Raw genomic sequence first — 23,590 nt, forward strand, 5'->3', positions numbered from 1 at the left:
GCCTCTAGCTAACCACGGCGAACGCCGTCCGCGACCGGGTCCGGCTCAGCTGCTCGCCGCGCCACCGGCGGCGGCCGCCGTGGTCGCGGCCGTGATCGCCGCCATCATCGCCGCCTGCGCCGCCTCGACCGCCTTGCGGGTCGCGTCCCCGGCCCACGAGCCCTCCGAGATGGCCTTGAGCGCCTTGCGCGTCTCGCGCCGGTTCCGCTCGGGGAAGACGATCCCCTCCATCTTGAGCGCGTAGACCAGCGAGGCGAGCGCGGCGGTCCGGGCGTCGAGGGCTCGCCCGGCGTCGACAGCGGTGCGCAGGCGGGCGCGGGCCTCGGCCTCGGCGGCCGGATCGTCCGGCAGGTACCGATGGAACGGGAAGACGCCGAGGATCTTGTCGCGCTTGAAGCGCAGCACGCCGCGCGCGACGAGGTCGTCGAGCACGATCTGCGTCAGGCCCTTGCCCGCGCGCTGGACGACGGCCTGGGGCTTGCGGGGCTTGTCCTCGCCGATGCGGCGCAGCACCGCGTCCAGGAGCGCGTCGCCGGTGGGCGCGGCGTCGACGACGCGGACCCTGCCGTCCACGACGTCGATGCGCTCGGCCATCGTCAACTCCAGCATGATCGCGCCGCCGAAGCCGAGCTCGAGGTAAGAGGCCTGGTTGCGGCCGGAGGTGTCGTCGTAGGAGAGCAGAAGCAGTTCGTCGACCAGAGAGACCATGACTCCACCCTAGGGCGGCGGCGCACTTCGCGCAGGTCAGCCCTGGTCGCCGTTCTCGCGCAGGCGCCGCAGCCACGCGGCGGCGTCGGCGAAGTCCCCGTCCGTCAGGCCCGGCGGCGGGGGCACGGGCGCCTCGGCGTGGTCGCGGCGGTAGGAGCCGAGGTAGCGGACGTCGGCGCAGATGCGGCGCAGGCCCATGAGCGCCTCGCCCATGCGGACGTCGTCGAGGTGCCCGGTGCAGTCGAGGAAGAAGGCGTAGCGCCCCAGGCCCTCGCCGGTGGGGCGGGACTCGATGCGGGTCAGGTTGATGCCGCGGATGGCGAACTCGGTGAGGACGGCCAAGAGGGCGCCGACCCGGTCGTGGTCGATGTAGACGGCGAGGGAGGTGATGTCGTTGCCGCTGGGCTCGGGCGGTGGGCCCGGCTTCACGACGTGGACGAAGCGGGTCTCGGCGTCGGTGCTGTCGCCGATGTCGAAGGCCTGCACGGGGAGTCCGGCGGCCTCGGCGGTGAAGGGCGCGCAGACGCACGCGTCGGCCTCGCCGGCGCGGACGCGCTCGGCGGCCTCGGCGGTGGACAGGGCGTTGACGACCCGCGCCTCGGGCAGCTCCCGGCGCAGGTAGCCGCGCACTTGGGCCAGGGCGTGCGGGTGGGAGGCGACGGTGGCGATCTCGTCCACGGGCTTGGCCGTGGCGAGCACGAAGGTGACCGGCAGGACGGCCTCGCCGGCGATGACGAGGGGGTCGCCGCCGACGAGCTCGTCGATGGTGACGGTGACGGTGCCTTCCTGGGAGTTCTCGAGCGGGACGAAGCCGGCGTCGACCTCACCGCGCCGCACGGCGTCGAGGACCTCGACGATCGAGGGCATGGGGGTGGTCCGCGCGCCCTTGGCGGCGGGCAGGCGGCGGAGCGCGGCCTCGGTGAAGGTGCCGCGCGGTCCCAGGTAGGCGAACTCCATGGGCCAACGCTAGCAAGCCGTCCGCGGCGGAGCCCGCACGCCGGAGACCGGCCTCGGCAAGCCGTGAATTCAACCCCACGGCGACGTTTGCGGGCCGTGAATTCGGCGCGGCCTGAGACGGCTGTCTCACCGGTGCCCCGCCGTGGACGGCCTTGCCGCGGTCGCGTATGCTTGTCGAGCCCGAGCGGAGTTCCGCGGTGGTAAGCCCAGCGAAATCGAGATGCGGCGCAATGCGTCACGTGTCAGGCTTGTTGAGCGCCCCCATCGTCTAGAGGCCTAGGACGCCGCCCTTTCAAGGCGGTAACACGGGTTCGAATCCCGTTGGGGGTACGGCCAGACGCGAGTTCAGTCACATGAATCGGCCTGGTATAAATTAAGAGGTCTTGCGACCTTGAGGGATTTCGATCCGAACTCAAGGTCCCGTGGAGCAGTCAGGAGTGCTCGCCGCCCTGTCAAGGCGGAGGTCGCGGGTTCAAATCCCGTCGGGACCGCAGTACGAACCCCCTGGGCGACCAGGGGGTTCTTTCGTTCTCCGAACCTTCCGCCAGTCCACTTCGCCTAGTCTCGCGGCGCGGAGCGGCCGGCAGGCGGCCGGCGCGCAGCCGACCCCGGTACTCCCAAGAACCCCTCACCCCGCCGGCCGAGTGCGCGCCGAGCCGCCCGCCTCCCCCGCGCGGGGGAGGCGGATGACTCTCCAGTGGGAGGATTCCGGTCGGCGGCGATCGTAGGTTCGGCCCATGACCACCACGTCGACATCGGGGATTCGGCGGGCCGCGCCCGCCGCCGCCCGGCTGAGCAGCGCGGCCGGATGGTCCGCCATCACCATCGCCGCACTCCACATCGCGGTGTTCGTCCCGCAGGCCCCTTGGAGCGAGTGGTTCGACGGCGCGCTGCGAACCGCCGACGCGGACCCCGAATCGCTGTCCCTGTTCTGGGCCCTGCCCGGCGGCATCGCGGTCCCGGGAGCGCTGATGGGGCTGCTCATGGTCCGCCTGGGCAGGCAGGGGCAGCGCGTCGGGCTCGGCTACGCGGCCGTCCTGATCGCATGGCCCGCCTGCTGCATCTGGTTGATCGGCCCGAGCGGCTTCATCGCGTTGCTGGTCCCAGGCGGCCTGCTCATCGCTGCCGCCGTCGTCGACCGCAGGTCCCCGGAGACCGCGGCCCGCTGACGTCAGCGCCAGTCGTCTCGGCGGGGTTCCTGGTCGCGGTCCTCGTCCAAGGCGTCCTCGTCCTCCAAGACGGGCGGCGGACTCTCCGCCTCCCAGGTCTCGCGCATGTCGCGCGCCCGATCGCGGTCGTCCTCGGTCACGTGGATCTCGCCCAGGTCGGCGTCTTCGCCGCCCTCCGCCTCCTCGGCGTACAGCTCGTCCTCGTCGAAGAGCGCCTCCGCCCGCGGGTCGGGGCCCTCCTCCCACTCGTCTGAGACCGAGTCGCTCGGCACGTCCGGCTCCTCGTCGGCGAGCTCCTCCTCCAGCGGGACGCCGCGGCGCTCCTCCGCGGGCGTCGTGCCGTAGCGGTCGGCGGCCTTGTAGTCCTCGGCGTCGAGGATCTCGTCCTCCACCGGCTGCTCGCTCTGCTCCATGTCATCGATCCACTCGAACGCGTCCTTGTCGTCGGTCGAGTAGGGCTCACGATCGGACATCGCTCCTCCTTCGCTGGTGGCGGTGGGGTTACCCCCGCCGGCGGCGCGTAATCCGGATGCTTCGGGCGGGCGAGCCGAACTAGCCTCACCTCATGACATGGACCGCGCCTGAGATCACCCGCGCCAGCCCTCCCAATGTGGGCTCCGAGCGGGAGCTCCTCGAAGGATTCCTCGACCACCACCGCGACACCCTCCTCATGAAGTGCGCCGGACTCGACGAGGAGCAGCTCAAACGCGCCTCGGTCGAGCCGTCCGGGCTCTCACTCCTCGCCCTCGTCCGCCATATCAGCGACGTCGAGTACGGCTGGTTCTGCAACAGGGTGGACGGGCAGCAGGAGGAGGACCTGCCCTTCTACGGGCCCTCCGACGACCCCTACGCGGACTTCCGCGACGCCCCGCAGGCCGATCCGGAAGAGGCGTTCGAGCGCTTCCGGACCGCCGTCAAGGACGCGAAGGAGGCCGCCGGGCGGCACGGCCTCGACGACACCTTCGAGCATCCGCGCCACGGCGCCATGAGCCTGCGCTGGGTCTACCTCCACATGATCGAGGAGTACGCCCGCCACAACGGCCACGCCGACCTCCTGCGCGAGCGCATCGACGGCAGCACCGGGGAGTAGCCCGCGTCACCTGAACGTCACCTTCGCCCCCGTGCGGGCGAAGGCGGCCTCAGGCCGGAGCGGGGCGGGCGGGGAGGCGCCGGTGACGGCGGTCATCCGCAGGCGGCGGCACTTCCAGATCCTCAGTGGACATAACATGTGATCTCGTGAACGCGAGTGGATTTCAGAACTGGTTCACCGAGAGTTCACCTTCGGCATTAATATTGTGGTGTATGACGAATAGCGAGCCTGTTCCCCTCGTCGGGGCGGATTTGCCGCCTGATCGGTTCCTCGACCGCGAGGAGAGCTGGCTGCGCTTCAACGGCCGCGTCCTGCGCCTCGCGCAGTCCCCCGAGCTGCCGCTGCTCGAACGGGTCCGCTTCCTGTCCATCTTCTCGACCAACCTCGACGAGTTCTTCATGGTCCGCGTCGCAGGCCTCATGCGCCGCCTCGCCGCCGGCCTGCCCGTGCGCACCTCCTCGGGCCGCCAGCCCCAGAGCGTCCTCGAACGCATCGCCGGGCTCGCCCACCAGCTCAGCATCGAGCACGCCGAGTGCTTCCGCGAGGAGATCGCCCCGCTCCTGGCGAAGGAGGGAATCGAGATCCTGCGCTGGGAGAACCTCGCCGAGTCCGAGCGCCGACTCATGCACGAGCTCTTCCGCACCCGCATCTACCCCGTGCTCACGCCGCTGGTCGTCGACCCCGTGCACCCCTTCCCGTACATCTCCGGCCAGTCCCTCAACCTCGCCGTCCAGGTCCGCGACCCGCACAAGGGCTCCCTGCGCTTCGCCCGCGTCAAGGTCCCGCCGCTGCTGCCGCGCTTCATGGCCGTCGCCCCCGGCCGCTTCGTGCCCCTCGAGGACGTCATCGCCTCCCACCTCGACCAGCTGTTCCCCGGCATGGACGTCGTCGCCCACCACACCTTCCGCGTCACCCGCAACCAGGACCTCGAGATCGACGAGGACATCACCGAGAACCTCCTCCAGACCCTCGAACGCGAGCTGCTGCGCCGCCGCTTCGGCCCCGTGGTGCGCCTCGAGGTCGAGGACACCATCGACCCGGTCGTCCTCGACCGCCTCACCGCCGAGCTCGGCGTCGAGGAGGAGGTCGTCTACAAGCTGCCCGGCCCGCTCGACTTGGCCGGCCTCGGCGCCATCGCCGACCTCGGCCGCCCCGAGCTGAAGTACCCGCCGTTCCGGCCCTCCGAAGCCGTCCTGCCGCCCGACGCCGACCTGTTCGCCGTCATGCGCGAGCAGGACGTCCTGGTCCACCACCCCTACGACTCGTTCACCGCCTCGGTGGAGCGGCTCATCGAGGAGGCCGCCGCCGACCCGCAGGTGCTGGCCATCAAGCAGACCCTCTACCGCACCAGCGGCAAGTCCCCGATCGTCGACGCCCTCATCAGCGCCGCCGACGCCGGCAAGCAGGTCGTGGTCGTCGTCGAGATCAAGGCCCGCTTCGACGAGCAGGCCAACATCGACTGGGCGCAGAAGCTCGAGCAGGCCGGCTGCCACGTCATGTACGGGATCGTCGGCCTCAAGACCCATTGCAAGCTCGCGCTCGTGGTCCGGCAGGAGAACGACGGGAGCCTCCTGCGCTACAGCCACATCGGCACCGGCAACTACCATCCGAAGACCGCCAGGCTCTACGAGGACTTCGGGCTGCTGACGACGGACCGGGCGGTGGGCGAGGACGTCAGCGCCGTCTTCAACCACCTCACCGGCTACTCGCGCTCCGAGGACTACCAGCGCCTCCTGGTGGCGCCGCACTCGCTGCGGCCCGGGCTGATCGAGCGCATCGGCCGCGAGATCGAGAACCACCGCGCGGGCCTCCCGGCGCGCATCCGCTTCAAGTGCAACTCCCTGACCGACATGGACATGATCGACGCCCTCTACCGGGCCAGCCGGGAAGGGGTGCCGATCGACCTGTGGATCCGCGGCATCTGCGCCCTGCGGCCGGGCGTGCCGGGCCTGTCCGACAACATCCGGGTCCGCAGCGTCCTCGGCCGCTTCCTCGAACACTCACGGGTGTACGTGTTCGAGAACGCCGGGGACCCGGAAGTATGGTTGGGTTCGGCGGACCTGATGCACCGCAACCTGGACCGCCGTGTCGAAGTGCTGTTGCAGGTGACCGGCGACGCCCATCGGGCGCAGCTCATCTCGATGCTCGAACGCGGCATGCACGAGGACACGAGGACGTGGAGGCTCGGCCCGCTCGGGCTGTGGTCGCGCCGCCGGGGCGGCATCGACGTCCAGGAGGAACTGATGCGGGAGCACCGTTGAGGCGCGCATCGGTACACAGGAGCACAGGTTTTGCACGAGCACGGCTTTCAGGAGCGCACTTGAACCAACCCGAGATCTTCGCCGCCGGCGCCGTGCTGTGGCGCCGCGGCGAGCGCGAGGTCGAGCTCGCGCTCATCCACCGCCCCAAGTACGACGACTGGTCTTTCCCCAAGGGCAAGCTCAAAAAGCATGAGCACCTGCTGGCGGCGGCGCAGCGGGAGGTGTTCGAGGAGACCGGCGTCCGGCCCGTCCTCGGCCGTCCCCTGGCGCCCTCGTTCTACGACAAGGAGGGCCAGCTCAAGCGCGTCGACTACTGGTGCGCCACTGCGGCGGCCGACGCGGTCGACCAGGCGGTGGACCCGCGCGAGGTCGACGGCCTGGAGTGGGTGCCGCTGAGCGAGGCCGCCGAGCGGCTCACGCACGAGCGCGACCAGCCGGTGCTGGCCGAGTTCGCCGGGCACGAGGCGCGGGAGACGGTGCCGTTCGTGTTCGTGCGGCACGCCATCGCGATGTCGAAGGCGGACTGGTTCGCCCAGGACGAGCTGCGCCCGCTCAACCAGCGCGGGCGCGAGCGCGCGACACAGTTGGAGGTGCTGCTGTCGAGCTATCCGGTGGGGGACGCCTACAGCGCCACCAGCGCCCGGTGCCTGGAGACGCTGCTGCCGTACTGCGCGGCCGAGGGCGTCCCGCTCGCGGGCCTGCCGGAGTTCACGCCCGGCACGGACAAGCCCGGCCATGCGGCGGCGCGGATCGACCGGCTCATCGCCGAAGGGCGCCCGGCCGTGATCTGCGGCCACGGCGAGACGATCGACGAACTCGCCGAGTACTTCTGCCACCGCCTGGAAGCGGCGGCGCCGAGCGGCCCGCCGCTGGACAAGGGCTCATTCCTGGTCTTCCACACCGCGGGCGGCCGGCTCGTCGCCACCGAGCGCCACGACTGACGGGACGTGCGCCTGGTGCTCATTCGCCTTTCGGCTCGTCGGAACCCTGGGCGGTAGCCTCGAAGCGTCCGTCGATCGCGACTTCGGTGATCCACAGCCGGAGCCGGTGGAGGTCGCGGCAGCCTTCGATGGCCTGGCGCTGCTCGGCGTCGGCGCCCTGCGACTTCTTCTCCAAGAGGTCGAACAGGACGTGCCGCATCTCTTCAAGGCCCTTCTCGAGCCCTTTTTCAAGGCCTTCTTCAAGGCCTCTTTCAAGACCCTCCTCGCGGAGGCGGTCACTGTAGGCCGAGTGATACGGCCGCGACTTGGTCTGCATCAGGGTCTCCAGCAAGGTTCCGATCTCTTTCGCGAACAGTTCGAGCAGATACATGGTGTAGTCGACTGCGCGCTGCGTCTCAACTCTACCGAGGGCGCGGTCGACAGTCGAGACGAACAGCTCCGGGTCGTCGGGAGGCGTCTGCGCCCCGAGCGCCGCGGCCAGCAGGACGACCACCGGCTCGACCTCATCGGTCAGCTCGGTGGGCGTCGGCAGGTCCGAGGGTCCGAGCGGCCGGACGGTGATCCTGTTGCCCGGCCCGAGTTCGATCCCGCCTCGGAAACGGCGCGCCAGGGCATCGGAGCCGCAGACGACCAGCATCTCCACCGGCAGCCGGTAGTCCTCGAACACCCGCGTCATGTACCCCGGCAGCCGGTAGTACTTCTCCTTCTTCCACTCGTTCTGCACCTCGACCACGACGATGCGTTCCGAACCGTCGTCGAGCGACAGCTTCACCACGCAGTCGGCCCGGCGCTCCACCGGCCCGGGGGAGCCTACGGAGCACGAGCGCGTCTCGGCGCTCACACATCCGGCCTGTCGCCGACGGGTGTCGGCGAGCAGGAGCAGATCCGCTGCGATCGCCGGTTGGTCCTGAACGAGCTTCACGATGACTTCGTGGAGCGTTCCTGGCATCACGTCTCACTTTCCATCCGTGTTCACAGGTATGAACGAGCTTCGGACAGCAGGGAAACGGGATTGTCAGGCACTTGACATGACCGATCGACACACGGCTATGTCAAGCCGTTCTCGCCGGAGCGGAAGGGGGAGGGCCGTGCCGCCGAGGCCCTCGCGGGCCGTGCCGGGCACCGAGTGGTGCGGACCGGCGGCGCCGCGAGGCCCGGTTCTGGTCTCCGCTCAGATCTTCGCGGCTTCGAGCGTCGGGTAGTCGAGGTAGTTCTCCTCGTCGCCGCCGTAGGCCAGATAGCCCGGCCGCAGCGGATTCATCGGCGCGCCGAGGCGGAGCCGCTCGACCAGGTCCGGGTTCGCCAGGAACGGCCGCCCCAGCGAGATCAGGTCCGCGCCCGCCTCCAGGAGGCGATCGGCCTTGCTCCTGCCGCCGTCGACCGGCAGCGTGTCGCCGCGGCCGAGCACCGGGTTGGCGATCAGCGTCCCCCGCCAGCGCCGCCGCAGCTCGCCCCACAGCGGCTCGGCGGGGTCGGCGTAGACCACGTGGAGGTAGGCGAGCCCGACCGGGGCGAGGGCGTCGAGCAGCGCCGGGAAGAGCTCCTCGCCGTCGTCCATGTGGATGCCGTTGTCGGGGTTGCCGGGTGAGATCCGCAGGCCGGTGCGCTCGGGGCCGATCGCCTCGGCGACGGCGCTCGCGACCTCGACGACGAAGCGGATGCGGTTCGCGATCGAGCCGCCGTAGTCGTCGGTGCGGCGGTTGGTGCTGGTGGCGAGGAACTGGTTGAGCAGGTAGCCGTTGGCGGCGTGGACCTCGACGCCGTCGAAGCCCGCGCGGATCGCGTTGCGGGCGGCGGCGACGAACGCCTCGCGGGTGGCGCGGAGGTCGTCGGGGGTCATCTCGCGCGGCACGGGCGCCTCGCGTTTGCCCTGCGGGGTGCGGATGCCGCCGGGCAGCGCGATCGGGGAGGGCGCCATCGGGTGGAGGCCGCCGGTCTCGACGTGGCCGATGCGGCCGCCGTGCTCGATCTGGAGGAAGATGCGGCCGCCCGCTTCGGCGACCGCGCCGGTGACGCGCCGCCACCCCTCCACCTGCGCCTCGTTGAAGACGCCGGGGATGTTCGGGTAGGTGAAGCCGACCTGGGCGGGCGTGGCCGCCTCGGCGACGATGAGCCCGGCGGCGGCGCGCTGGGCGTAGTACTCGGCCATGATCGGGCGCGGCACGCCGTCGGGCGTGGCGCGGTTGCGGCTCATCGGCGCCATGACCAGCCGGTTCGGCAGGTCCAGCGGTCCGAGGCGGGCGGGGTCGAAGAGGCTCGTGGCCTGGTGTGCGTTCGTCATGGCGGTACCGTAGAACCTGACATCAGTGTCAGGTTCAAGTCGATGTGAGGAAGACCATGCGGATCGGCGAACTCGCGCGGCGCACGGGCGTCAGCGAACGCTCACTGCGGTACTACGAGCAGCAGGGCCTGCTGGCCTCGACGCGGACCCCCGGCGGCCACCGGGAGTACGCCGAGGCGGCGGTCGACCGGGTGGTGCGCATCCAGGTGCTGTTCGCCGCCGGCCTGAACAGCGAGGCCGTGGGCCGCATCCTGCCGTGCATGCGCGACAGCGACGGCGGCCCGAACGAGTCCGCGACGCCGTGGCTGGCCGAGGAGCTGATCGGCGAGCGCGAGCGGATCGACGGCGCGATCGCGGAGCTGGTGCGCTCGCGCGAGATCCTCGACGAGGTCATCAGCACGGCCCGGCTGCCGCATGCGGGCGAGCCGGGCCGTTGAGCCGCCGCCTTAGCGGCGCAGCCGGATCGACTCGATGTAGATGCCGCCGCACCGGAACCTGAGGTAGAGGTCCCGGACGCCCTCGGCGCCGTTCAGCGGGGCCTCGACGTGCTCGAACTTCTGGAGGTCGCCGGTGATCGGCACCCGCACCTCGGCCAGGACCGGGCCGTCGGGCGCGTCCGCGCGGACCTCGACGACCGGGTCGGACAGGTCCGCCCAGTCGGCGGCCGTGGTGGCGGTGCGCAGCTCGATCGCCGTGGCGCCGTCCAGCACCGCCTTGGTGAAGCCGACGTGGTCGCCCGCGCGCCGCGAGCCCGTCGAGTGGTAGCCGCCCCGGCGGGCGACGGTGTTCAGCTTCGAGACCTCCCAGTAGGTCACGCCCCGGGCGATCGTCGCCTTCTCCCAGACGTTCTGGGCCTCTGAGAGGTCGAGTTCGCCGATCGTCTCGCCTTCGATGCGCACCTCCTTCTCGGGGCCCTCGGCGTCGGTGCCGGCGAAGAACAGGTACCGTCCGGTCTCCACGATCCGCTGGCCCGAGACCACGTCCCAGACGAACAGGTCGGCCGGGTCGACCTCGATCTCCACCCGCCGCGTCTCGCCGGGCGCGATGTCCTTGACGCGCTCGAAGCCGACGAGCTGCGTCTCGGGGACGCGGTCGCCGTAGGCCGACTCGCATGCGCTCGCGAAGGCCAGCACGACCTCGTCGGAGGCGCGCTCGCCGGTGTTGGTCACGTTGAGCGCCAGCGTGAACGGCGCATCGGCCGCGGCTTCGTCGGGCGCCTCCAGATCGCCGTACTCGAAGCTCGTGTACGACAGGCCGTGGCCGAAGCCGTAGACCGCTTCGGCCTTGGAGTACCGGTAGGTCAGGCCCGCCGAGATCACGTCGTATTCGAGCATGTCGACCTCGTCGACGCGGAACTCCTCGGTCTTCGGGCCCGGCTTCGGCAGCGACGCGGTGTCCGCGAGCCAGGTCGAGGTGAGCCGCCCGGCCGGGGAGAAGTCGCCGAACAGCGCCTCGGCCAGCGCCGTCCCGGCCGCCTGCCCGGCGTGGGAGGTGTAGACGATCGAGGCCACGTTCGGGTCGGCGGCGATGTCGCCGATCGCGAAGGGGTAGGAGGAGACGACCACGACCACCGTGCGGCCCGGCTTGGCCGCGGCCACCCGCTTCACCAGCTCGGCCTGGCGCTCGGCCAGGTCGAGCCCGGGGCGGTCGAAGCACTCGCGGGCGTTGACAAGGGGGTGGTTGCCGACCACGACCACCGCGTAGTCGGCTTCGGCGGCGACGTCCGCGGCGGCCTGGGGTCCGTCCGAGACCACTGTCTCGGTCAGTGGCGTCCCGAAGTGGCCCTTGGACAGAGGCATGGTGCGGTCTTCGGCGACGGTGACGCCGAAGACGTCGGCGGCGGTGAGGTCGCCCTCGACGTGGTTGAGGCCGAAGATCCTGGCCCGGCCGTCTTCGCGGCGGTAGTGGAAGTTCTGGAAGGTGAACCAGGCGTTGGCGTCGACCATCGCGTCATCGGTGGCGGCGAGCACCGGCCCGGTGCCCTTGCCGCTGGCGCCGACCTGGTTGGTGAAGCTCGCCGGGCCGTCGTCGCGCTTCAGGATGTCCGCGCTGAGGAACTTCCCGGAGCCGACGTGGCGGAAGAAGTACTGGTCGTGCGCCCAGTCGTAGACCTCGAAGGTCTCGTCCGCGCCGATCGAGTCGGCCGTGGCGGACAGGAGCCCTTCCTCGCCGGTCGTGACGTGCCTGCCGTCGTCGGTCCAGGCGACGAGGTCGTTGCCGGTGTGGTGCAGGACGTTCGCCTCGCCGAGGCGCTCGGTGACCGCCTGGAGCGGGGTGACGCGGTCGGCGACGAGCGGACTGTAGTAGTCGCGCAGGTTCACATCCGCGAGCGGGCCGACCACGGCGACGCGCGGCCCTTCGGGCAGCGGCAGCAGACCGCCGTCGTTCTTGAGCAGGACGAGCTGCTCGCGGGCGGCCTGGAGGGCGAGCTCGCGCGATTCGGGCTTGGTGTGCGCGTCGTCGCGGACCTCGATCCGGTTGTACGGGCACTCGTCGCCGTCGAGCCGCCCGGTGCTCACCAGGAACGTCAGCCAGTCGCGCACGACCCGCTCGGCGTCGGCCATCGTCAGCCCGAACAGGCCGCGCCGGATCGCTTCGGCCGCACCGGCGTTGAACGGCAGGTCCGAGCCGTCCCTCAGGTGCGTCTGCCCGGCCTTGACCATGAGGCCGCAGGCGTAGACGAAGATCTCCTCGCGGTCGATCTCGCGGCCCTCCTCGGCCGCGAGCGCCTTGGGGTAGGAGACGTCGCGCCCCTCCGGGGTCTCCCAGGTGTCGAACGGCGCGCCCTTGGTGGTGTTGAGGTTGACCGCGTCCCAGCCGTCGGGCAGGAACATGAAACCGCCCGGCGCCCATTCGCTCCGGAGCTCCTCCATGATCGGGGCGATGACCGAGGGCACGCCGTTGACGAGGTTGTAGGCGGTCATGGCGCCCAGGACGGCTCCGGCCTCGACCGGTTTGCGGTAGGGGACGGCCTGGTATTCGTTGAGCGCGCGCACGCTCATGGAGGCGGAGGCGCGGCCCCGGTGCCACTCGTGGTCATAGCCGAGGAAGTGCTTCATCTGCGGGAGCACCCGCACGTACTCGGGGTGGCGGCCGCGCAGCCCGTGCGCGTAGGCGGTGACCATGGCGCCGACGTGGAGCGGGTCCTCGCCGAAGCCCTCCTCGTAGCGCCCGGCGAGCGGATTCGAGCGGATGTCGGCGACGGGCCCGAAGGCGGCCAGGGTCTCGGGGTCGCGCTCGCGCATCTCGGTGGCGACGACCTCGCCGACGCGTTCGAGCAGTTCGGTGTTCCACGTGGCGCCGAGCCCGATGGCCTGGGGGAAGAGGGTCGCGTTGGCATGGTGGCCGGAGCCGTGGAGGACCTCGGCGAACTTGTTGCGGTGCTCGGGAAGGGTGTAGCCGTCGGCGAGGACGGTCTCGGGGACGCCGTCGAAGCAGGCGAGCTTCTGCTCGTCGCTCATGAGGGCCAGGATGGCCTCGACGCGTTCGGCGACCGGCCGGGAGGTGTCGAGGTAAGCGGGTACTGACATGGACTTCCGATCATCGGTTGCAGGTCCCTCGACATTACGACGTATGACCCGACTAATTCAAGGTGATATTCGGCGCTCGCGCCGCTTCGATACCATCACGCCATGCATCCCCCGTCCGCCGCACCGTCGCTCGGCGTCGACTTCGGCACCTCGCACACCATCGCCGTCGTCCGCCGCGCCGACGGGACCGTGCGGCCCCTGCTGTTCGACGGCGCGCCGCTCATGCCCTCGGCGGTGTGCGCGGACGCCCACGGCGGCCTCCTGGTCGGCCGCGACGCCGTCCACAGCGGGCGCAGGCACCCCGAGCGCTTCGAGCCCAACCCCAAACGGCACATCGACCGCGGCGCCGTGCTCTTGGGCGACCAGGAATTCCCCGTCATCGACCTGATCGCGGCCGTACTCGGCGCCGTCGCCGAGGAGTGCCGGCGCGTGGTGGGGCCGCCGCGGCAGGTCACCGTCACCGTGCCCGCCGAATGGGGCCCGGCGAGGCGCCGGGTCGTCGAGGACGCCGCGGCCCGCAGCGGGCTCGGCCGCGTGCGGCTCGTGCCCGAGCCGGTCGCGGCGGCGACGTACTTCGCCGAGTCGCTGGGGCACCGCATCGCGCCCGGCTCCTCCCTCGTGGTCTACGACCTGGGCGCGGGCACCTTCGACGCGAGCGTCGTGCGCCGCACCGAGCACGGCTTCGAGACCGTGGCGCTGGACGGCCGGGGCGACCTCGGCGGCCTCGACATCGACGCCGCGATCGTCGACCACCTGGCGAAGACCTACGGCGAGCACGAGGGCTGGCTGCGGCTCACCAATCCGGGCACCGTGGAGGAGCGCCGCGCCTTCCGCGACTTCCAGGAGGAGATCCGCGGCGCCAAGGAGCGCCTCTCACGCCACCAGCAGGCCGACCTCGCGATCCCGCTGCTCGAGGTCGAGGCGCACCTGACGCGCACCGAACTCGAGCAGATCGCCGCCCCGCACCTGGAGCGGACGATCCACGTGACGCGGGCGGTCCTGCGCGCCGCCGGACTCGAGGCGGCCCGGAGCGCCGGCGTGTTCCTCGTCGGCGGCGCGAGCCGCATGCCGCTGGTGGCGACGATGCTGCACCGCGCCCTGGGCGTCGCGCCGACGGTGCTCGACCAGCCGGAAGTCGTCGTCGCCGAGGGCAGCGTGCGGTGGACCGAGCCGACGCGGCCGAGCCCGCCGCCGGTCACACCGCACGCCCGGCCCCGGCCGCAGCCGCCGGTCACACCGCAGATCATGCCGCAGGCCGCGCCGGTGACGCCCCAGCGGCACGCGCCGCTCTCGCCGCCGTCGGCGCCGACCTCGCCGTCACTCACCGGGCCGCCGCCGTCCCCCCAGGAGCGGGCCGCGAAGCAGCGGCGCGCCAGGAGGATCATCGCGGCGGTCATCGCCGTGAACGTGCTGCTCATCGCGGCGCTCGTCTACGTCTTCCGTCCCGACGCCGAGGCCGACGACGCGCCCACTCTGAGCGACTCCCTGGCCGAGGCGGCGACGTTCGACCGGATCGGCCCGGTCATCGAGGCCCACGAGGGCGCGGTCACCTCCATGGCGGCCGTCTCGACTGAGGACGGCCCGGCGCTCTTCACCACCGGCGCCGACAAGACCGTCACGAAATGGGACCTGGAGACCGGCGAAGCCGTCGACAGCGTCGACTTCGCCTACTCCACCGAGTTCCTGGGCCTGACGGCGCTCTCGGACGGGCGTTCGGTGCTCGTCGCGATGGACACCGAGTTCGGCTTCTACGCCTGGGACCCCGAGTCCTTCGAGTACGAGACGCTCCACGAGGGCCAGGGCTACTCCGACCTCGACGAAGTGGAGCGCGACGCCCTCGGCACCAATGAGGGGAACGCGACCTACGCCGTCATGTACCCGACGCACTCGTACCTGTGGGACCTCGAGAACGGCACCGCCGTGACCGGCGACATCGAGTTCGACGGGGACCAGCTCGCCAGCCTGAGGAACTACGCCGTCTTCGGCGATCGCATCGGCCTGGTCACCGTGGACGCCGAAGGCGGACTGCGGCTCTACGAGACCAGGGTCCGTCTCGACACCGGCCTGGAGTTCGAGGAGGCCGACGACTGGAGCGCGGACGACGCCCCCGAGTCGCTGGGAGTCGTCTCCATCGACGGCACACCGCACGCGATGGTCCTCAGCCGGGGACGGTACTTCATCTGGGACCTCGAGTCGGGCGCCTTCACAGGGTCCGCCGAGTGGGAGGGCGACCTCGACGCCAACTTCGCGAGCGCGGCGGTGACGGTCGACGGCGCGCCCGCGCTGCTCGCCCACGACGACGACTCGCAGGGCGCGGTCCTGGACCTCTACAGCGGCACCGAACTGGCGGCCCTCGCCGACGAGGACGACGATTCGAACCTGGTCACGGACACGGACTCCGTGGTCGTCGACGGGTATACGATCGCGGTCACCGGCTACGCGGACGGCACCGTGCGTCTGTGGAACCTGGGCAGCTGATCCGAGACGAAGGTTGAAATCTTGGCACTCATCATCATCGCGCTGATCGTCGTCGCGATCGCCGCCTACTGCGTCTGGGCCATGCGCAACGAGCGCCGGATCGAGGAGACCGTCCGCATCGAGGCGCCCGCCCACGAGGTGTGGACGGTCCTGACGGACTTTCCCTCCTACGGGGAATGGAACCCGACCATCACGTCGATCGAGGGCGTCCTGGCCGAGGGCGAGCGGCTGGACGTCGCGGTCACCATGCCCAGCGGCTGGTCGAACCGCTTCCGTCCGAGTGTCCTGCGTGTCTCCCCTGCGCGGCAGTTCCGCTGGCTCGGTCGCCTCGGCCCCGGCGGGGTCTTCGACGGCGAGCACTACTTCGTGCTCGAACCCCAGGACGACGACTCGACCCGCTTCACCCAGGGCGAGCGCTTCACCGGCGTCCTGGTGCCGCTGATGAAGCGCGTGTTCGCCGACACGGAGCAGGGCTTCACCGCCATGAACGCGGCCCTCATCGAGCGCGTCGCCGCCTCGCGCCGCTGAACAGCGGCACGTGGACGACCGCCGGCCGGCGCCGCGACTCCCCGTCGCGACACCGGCCTTCGGTGTGGGTCCGGTGCGGCTTTAGAGCAGGCCCGAACCGGCCAGCTCGGTGACGCCGGAGACCGTCTCGGTGGCCGTGGAAACAACGTCTTCGGGAGTCACGTTGTTGCCGAGGCCATTCGTCACGTCGCCGACGACCGGCAGTCCGCCGGCCAGGTCGGTGGCGGTGCCGGTCACGCCGTCCACAGCGGGAACGCCGCCGGTGGGCAGCTGCTCTTCGCCGAGGTCCACGGCGGCCGCTTCGGCGGTCGCGGACTCGTCGTGGTCGGCGTGCTTGTGGCTGTCGTGGCCCGGCTCGTCGATCTCGGCCTCGGAGCCGCCCTCGCACGAGGCGCTGGCGTAGCCGAGGATCGCGACCGCGTTGCCGCACACGTTGATCGGCGCCTGGATCGGCGCGAACACCTGGTTGCCGTTGCCCAGGCCGACGTTGTCCTCGCTGGTGAGGTCGCCGCCGGGGCCGTCGTATTCGGCCTCGGCGCCGCCCTCGCAGCCCGCGCCCGCGGCACCGCCGACGGCGACGGCGTTGCCGCACGCGTCGATCGGGGCCTGGATCGGCGCGAGCAGCTGGTTGCCCGAGAGCAGGCCGACGTTGCGCTGAGTCGTGACGTCGCCGGACTCGGCGTGGCGTCCCGACTCGGGGATCGTGGCGGTCGAGCCGCCGGTGGACCAGCCGTCGGCGGCCCCGCCGACGGCGGCGGCGATGCCGCTGACCTCGGTGGGGACCTGGATCGGCGCGTACGCCTGGTTGCCGTTGACCAGGCCGGTGTTGTTCTGCGTGGTCAGGTCTCCTCCGGGGCCGCCGAAGGTGGCCTCGGAGCCGCCCTCGCAGCCCGCGCTCGAAGTGCCCAGGACCGCGGCGGAGACGCCGCAGATGTTGATCGGGGCCTGGACGGGGGCGACCACCTGGTTGCCGGTCACCGCGCCGATCTGGTCCGACGTCTCGACGTCGGGGCCGTAGGCGTGCGCCGTGCCGGCGCCCGCCACCAGGACGGCGCCCGCGGCGATCACGCCGGTCTGTGCAGTCTTACGTGCCCATGAGTTGTTCACGAACCGTCACCTTTCAGGGTTCTCGTTGTTCCATCACGTATCCCCCGTGAAGCTCCGACGGCTCCAAATGGCTTGTGCACGTTCATGAAGGCGAGCAATGCCCACCGAAACGGGGTGCCTTGGAAACCGGGGAGAGTTGTGTTGATCGGCGGGCCGCCCGGGACCGGGCCCTTGGCGCCGGGTGCGCCCGCCGATCGAGTTCGCCTCCGCGGATGGCGCGACGGTCGAGGCCGTCCGCGGTCGGCGTTTCCTGCCAGTGTGTGGGCGATCAGAACGGCAGCGGGACCGGAAGGCCGCCGCCCAGGTTGCCGAGCAGGTCGTCCACGGGGCTGCCCGCGGGCTCCTGCGTGTCGGCACCGTCGGCGTCGACCTTGTCGACGTTCCTCTCGGCGGTGTCGTCGACCTGGACCTGCTGGCCGGTGCTCTGACCGGTGGCGTTCGGGACGACGGGCAGGTTCTGCACCGCGTCCAGGCCGGGAACGGCGTCGGTGGGGACCGGCAGTCCGCCGAGCAGGTCCGGCGCCGACTGAACGGCGTCGAGTCCCGCCTCCTCGACTTCGGTGTCGGCGGCCTGAGCGGCCGATCCCGCGAACAGCAGAGCCCCCGTGGCGATGCCTCCGACGAGTGTCGCCTTACGCACAGTGCGCATTTTCATCTGCGTTGCTTGCCTTTCTCCTGGCCGCGCACAACGTGGCAGTGCGGCTGGAGATACAGCGCAGCACGAACCACCCCACCGTGTGGGCCATGTCATTGGTCTTGTCGTCAGTTGTCCAGCGAGCCGGTGGCGCGTCGCGCCGCTTCCGGATCGGGCCCTCAGCCGCGACCTCGCCGGCTGGATCGCCTGCGGGTCGAGGACCCTCGCGCTGTCTGGCGGCCGGTGACACTCCGGCCCCGGGCCGCCGATCGTGTGATCGCGCAGCCACCCTGACTAACTAGGCAAGCCGGGGGGCGGTTACGCCCGGACGCGAAGAAATTCGAAAACATCACCCTCCTGTCGCGTACACGACACTGGGCGACAAGCGGGCTCGTCGCACGGCGACGACGGGGGCGCCCAGGCGGCGCCCCCGTGCTCGGCTCTGATGAAGGTGCGGGTGCTCGGCCTCGGACCGGAACCGGCCTCGAATCGCTCCCGCGGCCGCGGGTCGCTTCTCGTATCCGGCCACCGGTTTCCCGGAGGGTGCTCCGGCCTTACGGGGGCCGGTGAGACCGAGGAGACCCGGCGCGGCCCGTTGAAACGGGAACCCACCCGTAGCCGGGGGCCGCAAGCCGGGAATCCCCTCCCCGAAGGGAGGGGAGGAAGTCAACGCACCTTGCGCAGGATGACGGTGTCGGTGCTGGGCCCCGAGCCGGAGCCGGCTCCCGGGCCCGAGTCGTCCCCGCGGCCCCTGTTGCGGATCAGCTTGATCGTCCGGGCGACGACGAACCAGAGGACGAGCACGGCGATGACGCCGAGCACGATCTTGCTGAGCAGGTCGCTGTAGCGGTTCAGGACCGGCTCGATCTGCGGGCCGAAGCCGAAGCCGAGGCCCACCCAGATCGAGTTCCACACGGTGCTGCCGATCAGCGTGAACAGCGAGAACTTCCAGATCGGCATCTTCTCGATGCCCGCGGGGATGGAGATGACGCTGCGCACGATCGGCAGGCACCTGCCGGCCAGGACGGCGACGACGCCCCACTTCGCGAACACCCGCTCGGCGAGCTCGAAGTCCTTCACCTCGAACAGCGGCAGCTTCTCGAACAGCCAGCGGGTGCGGTCGCGGCCGAAGGCGTAGCCCACGTAGTAGTAGAACCAGCCGCCGATCATCGACCCGATCGTCGCGAACACCATGACCAGGCCGAAGTTCATCTGGCCCGAATAGGAGAGGTACCCCGCCACCGGCAGGATGAGCTCGCTCGGCACCGGCGGGAAGATCGTCTCGATGGCGAGGGCGAGCCCGACGCCCACCTCGCCCAGCCTGTCCATGAGGTCAAGGACCCAGCCGATGAACCCGCCGGGCTCCTCTGCCGCGGCGGCCGTCGTCGACGCCAGGGTTTCATTGAGCATGGTCGTCCTCTGGAATGGCGATCGCGGCCCGCGGTCGGCGCCGGTCGATCTCGGTGGTCACGTGGGAAGAAGCGTACGCGCGGGCCGCTGAGCGGACCGCCCGGGAGAGGTCCGGAACGCCTCTGGCGCTTCGGTGGTTCGTCACTCGGCAAGCCTAGTCAGCCCGCCGGTGCGCGCGCCTCGGTCCTCCGGCCGATATCGCCCCGGCTCGCGCCTCGGCCCTTCGGCCCGCCGCCCCGCGGGCGCGTCTCTCGAGCCCGGGGGCCCGACGCGCCGCGCCGCCGCACGCGGTGCGGCGGGTGCGGGAACCGCGGCCACCTTGGTGTCGCCGGACGAGCAGCGCCACGCCATACTTAGTGGTAATTCGCGGACTTCCGGCTCGCACTCGCTGCCGGATTACCGGTCGGTAGCTCGGAGTGGGAGGGAGGGTCTCGATGAGCCGCACCGTAGGGCCGTACAAGGACGTCGCGACCGCTCGCGTCGAAGGGGCCTACGAGCTGTGCGAGGGCGTCGACGAGACGGGGCGCCCCGTCCAGATCCTCACCCTCGGTTCGACCTCCTCCAAGGACCCGGCCAGGCGCGGCCTGCTGTCCGACACGGTGGCCTGGGCGTACGCCACGGCGGGCCCGGAGGACGCCCCGATCCTGGTGGCCGACCTCGAGGCCGAGCAGCCGTACGTCGTGACGCTGCATGACGCGCGCCTCAGGGGCGCCGACCGGATCATGGACCGGCTGCTCGCGCTCGGCCCGGCCACGGGGCCGCTGCCCGTCGGCGCCGCCGCCGCGGCCGCCCGGCCGCAGGCCCCGGCCTCCCCCGCGGGGCCGCCGTCGGCCCCGCCGATGTCCCCTCCGGTGATGATCACCGCGCCCAAGCGGCCCTCGCAGCTGCGGCCCATCCTCATCGGGATCGCCAGCGTCGTGGGGATCGTGGCGCTGATCGTAGGCGGCTGGATCATCTGGACGACGCTCGCCGCCGACGACGGGGAAGACGACTCGAACGGCTCGCAGCCGGCGTCGCAGACCACCGAGACCGGCCCCGCCGAGGCCGAGGAGGCGCCCGACGGGGCGGCCGAGGAGGGCCCGGACGGGCAGTCGAAGCCGGAGTGGCAGGACGACGCGCCGGGCCTGTCGGTGGCGGGCGAGCTGTTCGGCGAGGACGACGACACGCGCGTCGTCTCGCTCACCGGGTGGCCGTTCGCGTTCCGGGCGCCCTCGGACTACGAGTGCGCGCCCGAGGAGCAAGCCGCGGTGTGCACCGCGCCGGACGGGGAGTCGTCGGTGGAGGTGGCCTGGACGGTGTGCGAGGACCCCTGCGGCGACACGACCCGCGAGGAGCTCCAGGAGCAGCTGCCCTACCAGCCCTTGCAGGCCTACGAGAACGGCGACATCGGCTTCTCCGACCGCGAGCCGTACGGGGAGTGGAAGGCCTCGCTGAGCGTGTTCGTCGAGACCGAGGACGCGGTCCTGCACGTCACGGCGGTGGCGAACGTGTCCTCCGATCTCGCCGTGGAGGTGCAGCCGATCCTCAACGACGTGCTCAACCAGGCTAAGTCGCTGGAGGAAGAGGAGTAGGAGTCCCAGGTCTCCAGCACGGAGGCGACGGCGGTCTCGGAGCGGGCCGGGGCCGTGGGGACGGCCGGGCCGAAGCCGGCCTCCATGAGCAGGTCGGTGTACTTGTGGCTGCCGTAGGAGCGCAGGAGGTTCGAGGCGGCCTCGCGCCGGGCGTCGTCGAGCTCGGCGTCCACGAGCATCGGGAACTCGAACTGGCCGACCTGCACGTTGCCGCTGGGCGGCTGGAGCCCGGCGTCCTCCTCGGCGTTGCGCAGGCGGGCCTCGGCGCCGGACATGACGGGGAAGGCGTCGTCGGCGCCGGCGACGTCGGCCTCGCTCACCCCGAACATCACGATCCACATCAGACTCGCCGGGTCCTGGCGCGGGTCCTCGAGGGCGATGGCCGCCGCCTCGGGGTTGATCTCGGTGGCGTCGGCGCCCTCGGGCACCGCGAGGCCGACCGCGTCGGAGGCCGTGGAGGTCTCGAAGACCTCCCACCGCTCGGCGAGGCCGGCCTCGGGCAGGTCCAGGACGAGTTCGGTCTCGGGGATCCACACGTCGGCCTCGGCCTCGCCGATCGCACTGGTGGGGACGGCGTTCACGGTGATCTCCGCGCACACGTCCGATCCCCGGGACGGGGCTCCGCCGCCGTCGGCGACGAAGTCCTGGAGGATCGGCGCGATGCTGGGAGAGGCGGCCACCGTCAGCGTGGTCTCGGTTCCGCACGACTGCACGTGGGCGATGGCCGCGTTCAGCGTGTAGACGGTCACCGGCGCGAAGACGGCCAGCAGCGCGGCACCACCGAGGAGGCGGCGGCCCTCTTTCGAGAGCCGTCGCGGCCTGCGGTGTCTGCCGGTCATGTCACAAGTGTATGACCCGACACAGAATCAGTCGAGCTCCCGTTTTTCAGTTATCCACTGTTGACCGAGCGTCACGGCAGGTGAGACGCCATGCCGTGGGCGCGGTCGCTAGCGGCGGCGGCGCCGCTTCGGCGGCGTGAGCAGGTCGGCGACGATCCGCATCGTCTCGGGGACGAGGCGGAAGTAGGCCCACACCCCGCGCTTGTCGCGCTGGACGACCCCGGCCTCGGCCAGGATGCGGAGGTGGTGGCTCACCGTCGGCTGGGACAGGCCCAGCGGCTCGGTCAGCTCGGCGACGCAGGCCTCCTGCTCGGGGGAGGCCTGGATGAGGCTGATGAGTTGGAGTCGGTTCGGGTCCGCAAGTGCTTTGAGGACACCTGCGATGCGTTCTGCGTCGGCCTTGGAGATCGTCTCGCCGCTCACTGGCGATACTGGCGTCTCCGCCTCGACGGTGACTCGCACCATGATCGTGTTCCTTCCGGATTGGTTCCCAGTCGGCGCCGGACATGGCCGCGCTGCCATTAATCCAGTTCCAACCGTGAATATGCCCTCGCGTTGTAGCCGGGCGGTAACGACGACGCTTCCAGCACGCAAAGGCTTCGGTTCCCTGTGGTCCAAGAGAAAGCTGCACCACGGCTCTCACTAGACCTAACGCCGAGAGTACGCCCCTTGCACCAACCGGGCCACCACCATTCGGCGATCACTTTCCGCGGGGTGACCATTTTCGACCGGTCGGACGGATGACTACCAGGCGTTATATCCAAATACGCCTATATTTAATCGTTTGCCAATTTTAGAGTGAGATAGACGTCACGCTCCGTAGGTGACGAACGTCTCAGTATATAGAACAGGACGGAACCGCAGCGTACGTCGGCCGGAAGTACATCCTATAGGATACCGCCCAAACGAACCACGGACACCGCTTTCCGCTGACCCGAGCCTAACCAGGCCGCCTCGCGGCCCATTGCCGGCGGCCCCGCGGGAGTTGCGTGGACCGCAATGGAAACGAGCCGCATAACGCCCGAGCGGCGTTCATGCGACTCGTCACACGGAAGAAATGTGATCATTTCCCGCGCGGCGGCGCGGTCGATTCGCGGGCGACGAGTTCGGCGTCCACCGAGAGCTCGTCGGGAAAGTCCCCGTCCTCATCCAATGCCGCCACAAGCGCTTTCACGCCCATGTCGTGCAGTGGGAGCGCGACCGTAGTCAGTGACGGAGTCAAGTCGCGCACGATCGGGATGTCGTCGAATCCGGCCACCGAGACCTCCTCGGGAATCCGCACGCCGCTCTCCCGCAGCGCCGTGCACAGACCGGTGGCCTGCACGTCGCCGGTCACGAACACCGCCGTCGGCAGGGAGCCGCGCGCGAGCAGATCGAGCCCGGCCTGGTAGCCGCCGTCGCGGCTGAACTCCGAGGGCACGTGCGTCACGCTCGCCTCCGGCGGGAGCGCCCCGACGAAACCGTCGCGGCGATCGCGCACCACCTGGAGCTGCTCGGGCCCGGACACGACCGCGAACTCCCGGTGGCCCTGCTCGACCAGATACCGCGCCAGGGCCCCCGCCCCCTCGCGATTGGCCGGGCGCACCACGCGGCCGGGCAGTCCCGGCTGGCCGACGCTCACCACCGTCGCGCCCAGTTCGAGCAGGTCGGACAGGTGGTCGGCGAGCCTGGCCTCGGCCTCCTCGTCGGTGGTCCGCGAACCGGCCACGATGACCGCGCGGGGACGGTAGCCGCGCAGCGAGTCGAGGTGCTGCACCTCGGAGTCGGGGTCGATGCCGGTGTCGGCGATGAGGACCCGGATGTTGCGGCGGGCCGCCTCGGCGAGGACGCCGCCCGCGATCTGGCCGAAGTACGGGTCGGTGACGTCGTGCAGCAGCAGGGCCACCGTCTGCGACGTCGAGCGGGCCAGGACCTGCGCTCCCACGTTCGGCGCATATCGCAACCGGCGCGCCGCCTCGCGCACCCGCTCGCTCAGCTGATCGCTCACCCGATGGGGAGATCCGTTGAGGACGCGCGAGGCGGTGGCCACCGAGACACCGGCGGCTCGGGCGACATCGGCCAGTCGGGCCGGTTGTTTGCGTTCCAT

General features: G+C 70.8%; 19 protein-coding genes and 2 tRNA genes. 10 read left to right on the forward strand and 11 right to left on the reverse strand.

The genetic code is table 11. From position 1 onward, the window contains the following. Positions 1 to 45: 45 nt before the first annotated feature. Both YWW_RS0101155 and pheA read right to left on the reverse strand, forming a co-directional pair. A complete protein-coding gene (locus YWW_RS0101155; RefSeq protein WP_026928657.1) occupies positions 46 to 708 on the reverse strand; it encodes a GOLPH3/VPS74 family protein in 663 nt (220 codons plus the stop codon). A gap of 36 nt (positions 709 to 744) precedes the next feature. Beyond that, the gene (gene pheA, locus YWW_RS0101160; protein ID WP_026928658.1) at positions 745 to 1,665 is read right to left on the reverse strand and encodes a prephenate dehydratase; all 921 of its coding nucleotides are present in this window, start codon (positions 1,663 to 1,665) and stop codon (positions 745 to 747) included. Positions 1,666 to 1,922: 257 nt separating this feature from the next. On the opposite strand from pheA, the gene YWW_RS0101165 reads away from it, so the two are divergent. The 3 genes from YWW_RS0101165 (at position 1,923) to YWW_RS0101175 (ending at position 2,834) form a co-directional block, all read left to right on the forward strand. Next, positions 1,923 to 1,995 (forward strand) — tRNA-Glu (locus tag YWW_RS0101165). An 86-nt stretch (positions 1,996 to 2,081) separates the two neighbouring features. Continuing rightward, positions 2,082 to 2,156 (forward strand) — tRNA-Asp (locus YWW_RS0101170). Positions 2,157 to 2,402: 246 nt separating this feature from the next. Continuing rightward, a complete protein-coding gene (locus tag YWW_RS0101175) occupies positions 2,403 to 2,834 on the forward strand; it encodes a hypothetical protein (RefSeq protein ID WP_211228387.1) in 432 nt (143 codons plus the stop codon). 2 nt (positions 2,835 to 2,836) lie between these two features. On the opposite strand, the gene YWW_RS33595 is transcribed toward YWW_RS0101175, so the two are convergent. Beyond that, on the reverse strand, positions 2,837 to 3,307 hold the full coding sequence (locus YWW_RS33595; protein WP_051325235.1) for a hypothetical protein: 471 nt from the start codon (positions 3,305 to 3,307) through the stop codon (positions 2,837 to 2,839). A gap of 92 nt (positions 3,308 to 3,399) precedes the next feature. On the opposite strand from YWW_RS33595, the gene YWW_RS0101185 reads away from it, so the two are divergent. The 3 genes from YWW_RS0101185 to YWW_RS0101200 all read left to right on the forward strand — a co-directional run bounded on the left by YWW_RS0101185 (position 3,400) and on the right by YWW_RS0101200 (position 7,126). Then, positions 3,400 to 3,924, forward strand: coding sequence for a DinB family protein (locus YWW_RS0101185; RefSeq protein ID WP_026928660.1), 525 nt, complete (start codon positions 3,400 to 3,402; stop codon positions 3,922 to 3,924). 212 nt (positions 3,925 to 4,136) lie between these two features. Next, complete coding sequence (locus YWW_RS0101195) at positions 4,137 to 6,185, forward strand: RNA degradosome polyphosphate kinase (RefSeq protein WP_026928661.1); 2,049 nt, start codon at positions 4,137 to 4,139, stop codon at positions 6,183 to 6,185. 59 nt (positions 6,186 to 6,244) lie between these two features. Beyond that, positions 6,245 to 7,126 carry an NUDIX hydrolase gene (locus YWW_RS0101200; protein WP_026928662.1) on the forward strand — a complete coding sequence of 294 codons (882 nt, stop codon included), beginning with the start codon at positions 6,245 to 6,247 and terminating at the stop codon, positions 7,124 to 7,126. A gap of 19 nt (positions 7,127 to 7,145) precedes the next feature. Here the strand turns inward: YWW_RS0101200 and YWW_RS0101205 are convergent, their stop codons facing one another. Together YWW_RS0101205 and YWW_RS0101210 are read right to left on the reverse strand one after the other, a co-directional pair. After that, on the reverse strand, positions 7,146 to 8,048 hold the full coding sequence (locus tag YWW_RS0101205) for a hypothetical protein (RefSeq protein WP_155829797.1): 903 nt from the start codon (positions 8,046 to 8,048) through the stop codon (positions 7,146 to 7,148). Positions 8,049 to 8,297: 249 nt separating this feature from the next. Then, a complete protein-coding gene (locus YWW_RS0101210; protein ID WP_026928664.1) occupies positions 8,298 to 9,407 on the reverse strand; it encodes an alkene reductase in 1,110 nt (369 codons plus the stop codon). A gap of 56 nt (positions 9,408 to 9,463) precedes the next feature. Between YWW_RS0101210 and YWW_RS0101215 the strand changes: the two genes are divergently transcribed. Further along, the gene (locus YWW_RS0101215; protein WP_026928665.1) at positions 9,464 to 9,844 is read left to right on the forward strand and encodes a MerR family transcriptional regulator; all 381 of its coding nucleotides are present in this window, start codon (positions 9,464 to 9,466) and stop codon (positions 9,842 to 9,844) included. Positions 9,845 to 9,853: 9 nt separating this feature from the next. Here the strand turns inward: YWW_RS0101215 and YWW_RS0101220 are convergent, their stop codons facing one another. Continuing rightward, positions 9,854 to 12,937: a glycoside hydrolase family 3 C-terminal domain-containing protein gene (locus tag YWW_RS0101220; RefSeq protein WP_026928666.1), complete on the reverse strand. Its 3,084-nt coding sequence runs from the start codon at positions 12,935 to 12,937 to the stop codon at positions 9,854 to 9,856. A 102-nt stretch (positions 12,938 to 13,039) separates the two neighbouring features. Here YWW_RS0101220 and YWW_RS36740 point away from each other — a divergent pair, with 102 nt between their 5' ends. Both YWW_RS36740 and YWW_RS0101230 read left to right on the forward strand, forming a co-directional pair. After that, on the forward strand, positions 13,040 to 15,415 hold the full coding sequence (locus tag YWW_RS36740; RefSeq protein WP_051325236.1) for an Hsp70 family protein: 2,376 nt from the start codon (positions 13,040 to 13,042) through the stop codon (positions 15,413 to 15,415). A 21-nt stretch (positions 15,416 to 15,436) separates the two neighbouring features. Further along, positions 15,437 to 15,943: an SRPBCC domain-containing protein gene (locus tag YWW_RS0101230; RefSeq protein WP_211228388.1), complete on the forward strand. Its 507-nt coding sequence runs from the start codon at positions 15,437 to 15,439 to the stop codon at positions 15,941 to 15,943. A gap of 81 nt (positions 15,944 to 16,024) precedes the next feature. Here the strand turns inward: YWW_RS0101230 and YWW_RS0101235 are convergent, their stop codons facing one another. The 3 genes from YWW_RS0101235 to YWW_RS27605 form a co-directional block, all read right to left on the reverse strand. Further along, positions 16,025 to 17,050, reverse strand: a complete 1,026-nt coding sequence (locus YWW_RS0101235) for a chaplin family protein (protein ID WP_081687099.1) — start codon at positions 17,048 to 17,050, stop codon at positions 16,025 to 16,027. Between the two features lie 268 nt (positions 17,051 to 17,318). Beyond that, the gene (locus YWW_RS0101240) at positions 17,319 to 17,690 is read right to left on the reverse strand and encodes a hypothetical protein (RefSeq protein ID WP_026928669.1); all 372 of its coding nucleotides are present in this window, start codon (positions 17,688 to 17,690) and stop codon (positions 17,319 to 17,321) included. A 660-nt stretch (positions 17,691 to 18,350) separates the two neighbouring features. Beyond that, the gene (locus YWW_RS27605; protein ID WP_081687100.1) at positions 18,351 to 19,094 is read right to left on the reverse strand and encodes a DedA family protein; all 744 of its coding nucleotides are present in this window, start codon (positions 19,092 to 19,094) and stop codon (positions 18,351 to 18,353) included. 434 nt (positions 19,095 to 19,528) lie between these two features. Here YWW_RS27605 and YWW_RS35635 point away from each other — a divergent pair, with 434 nt between their 5' ends. Then, positions 19,529 to 20,665 (forward strand): hypothetical protein, encoded by a 1,137-nt coding sequence (locus tag YWW_RS35635; protein WP_035697502.1) that lies wholly within the window; start codon positions 19,529 to 19,531, stop codon positions 20,663 to 20,665. A gap of 947 nt (positions 20,666 to 21,612) precedes the next feature. On the opposite strand, the gene YWW_RS0101260 is transcribed toward YWW_RS35635, so the two are convergent. After that, positions 21,613 to 21,969, reverse strand: a complete 357-nt coding sequence (locus tag YWW_RS0101260) for an ArsR/SmtB family transcription factor (RefSeq protein WP_026928672.1) — start codon at positions 21,967 to 21,969, stop codon at positions 21,613 to 21,615. Positions 21,970 to 22,567: 598 nt separating this feature from the next. Further along, entirely contained in the window at positions 22,568 to 23,590 is a 1,023-nt protein-coding gene (locus YWW_RS0101265; RefSeq protein WP_026928673.1) for a LacI family DNA-binding transcriptional regulator, read from the reverse strand.

It is taken from the genome of Glycomyces tenuis DSM 44171, from assembly GCF_000427885.1.
In the GTDB taxonomy this organism is placed as follows: Bacteria; Actinomycetota; Actinomycetes; order Mycobacteriales; family Micromonosporaceae; genus Glycomyces; species Glycomyces tenuis.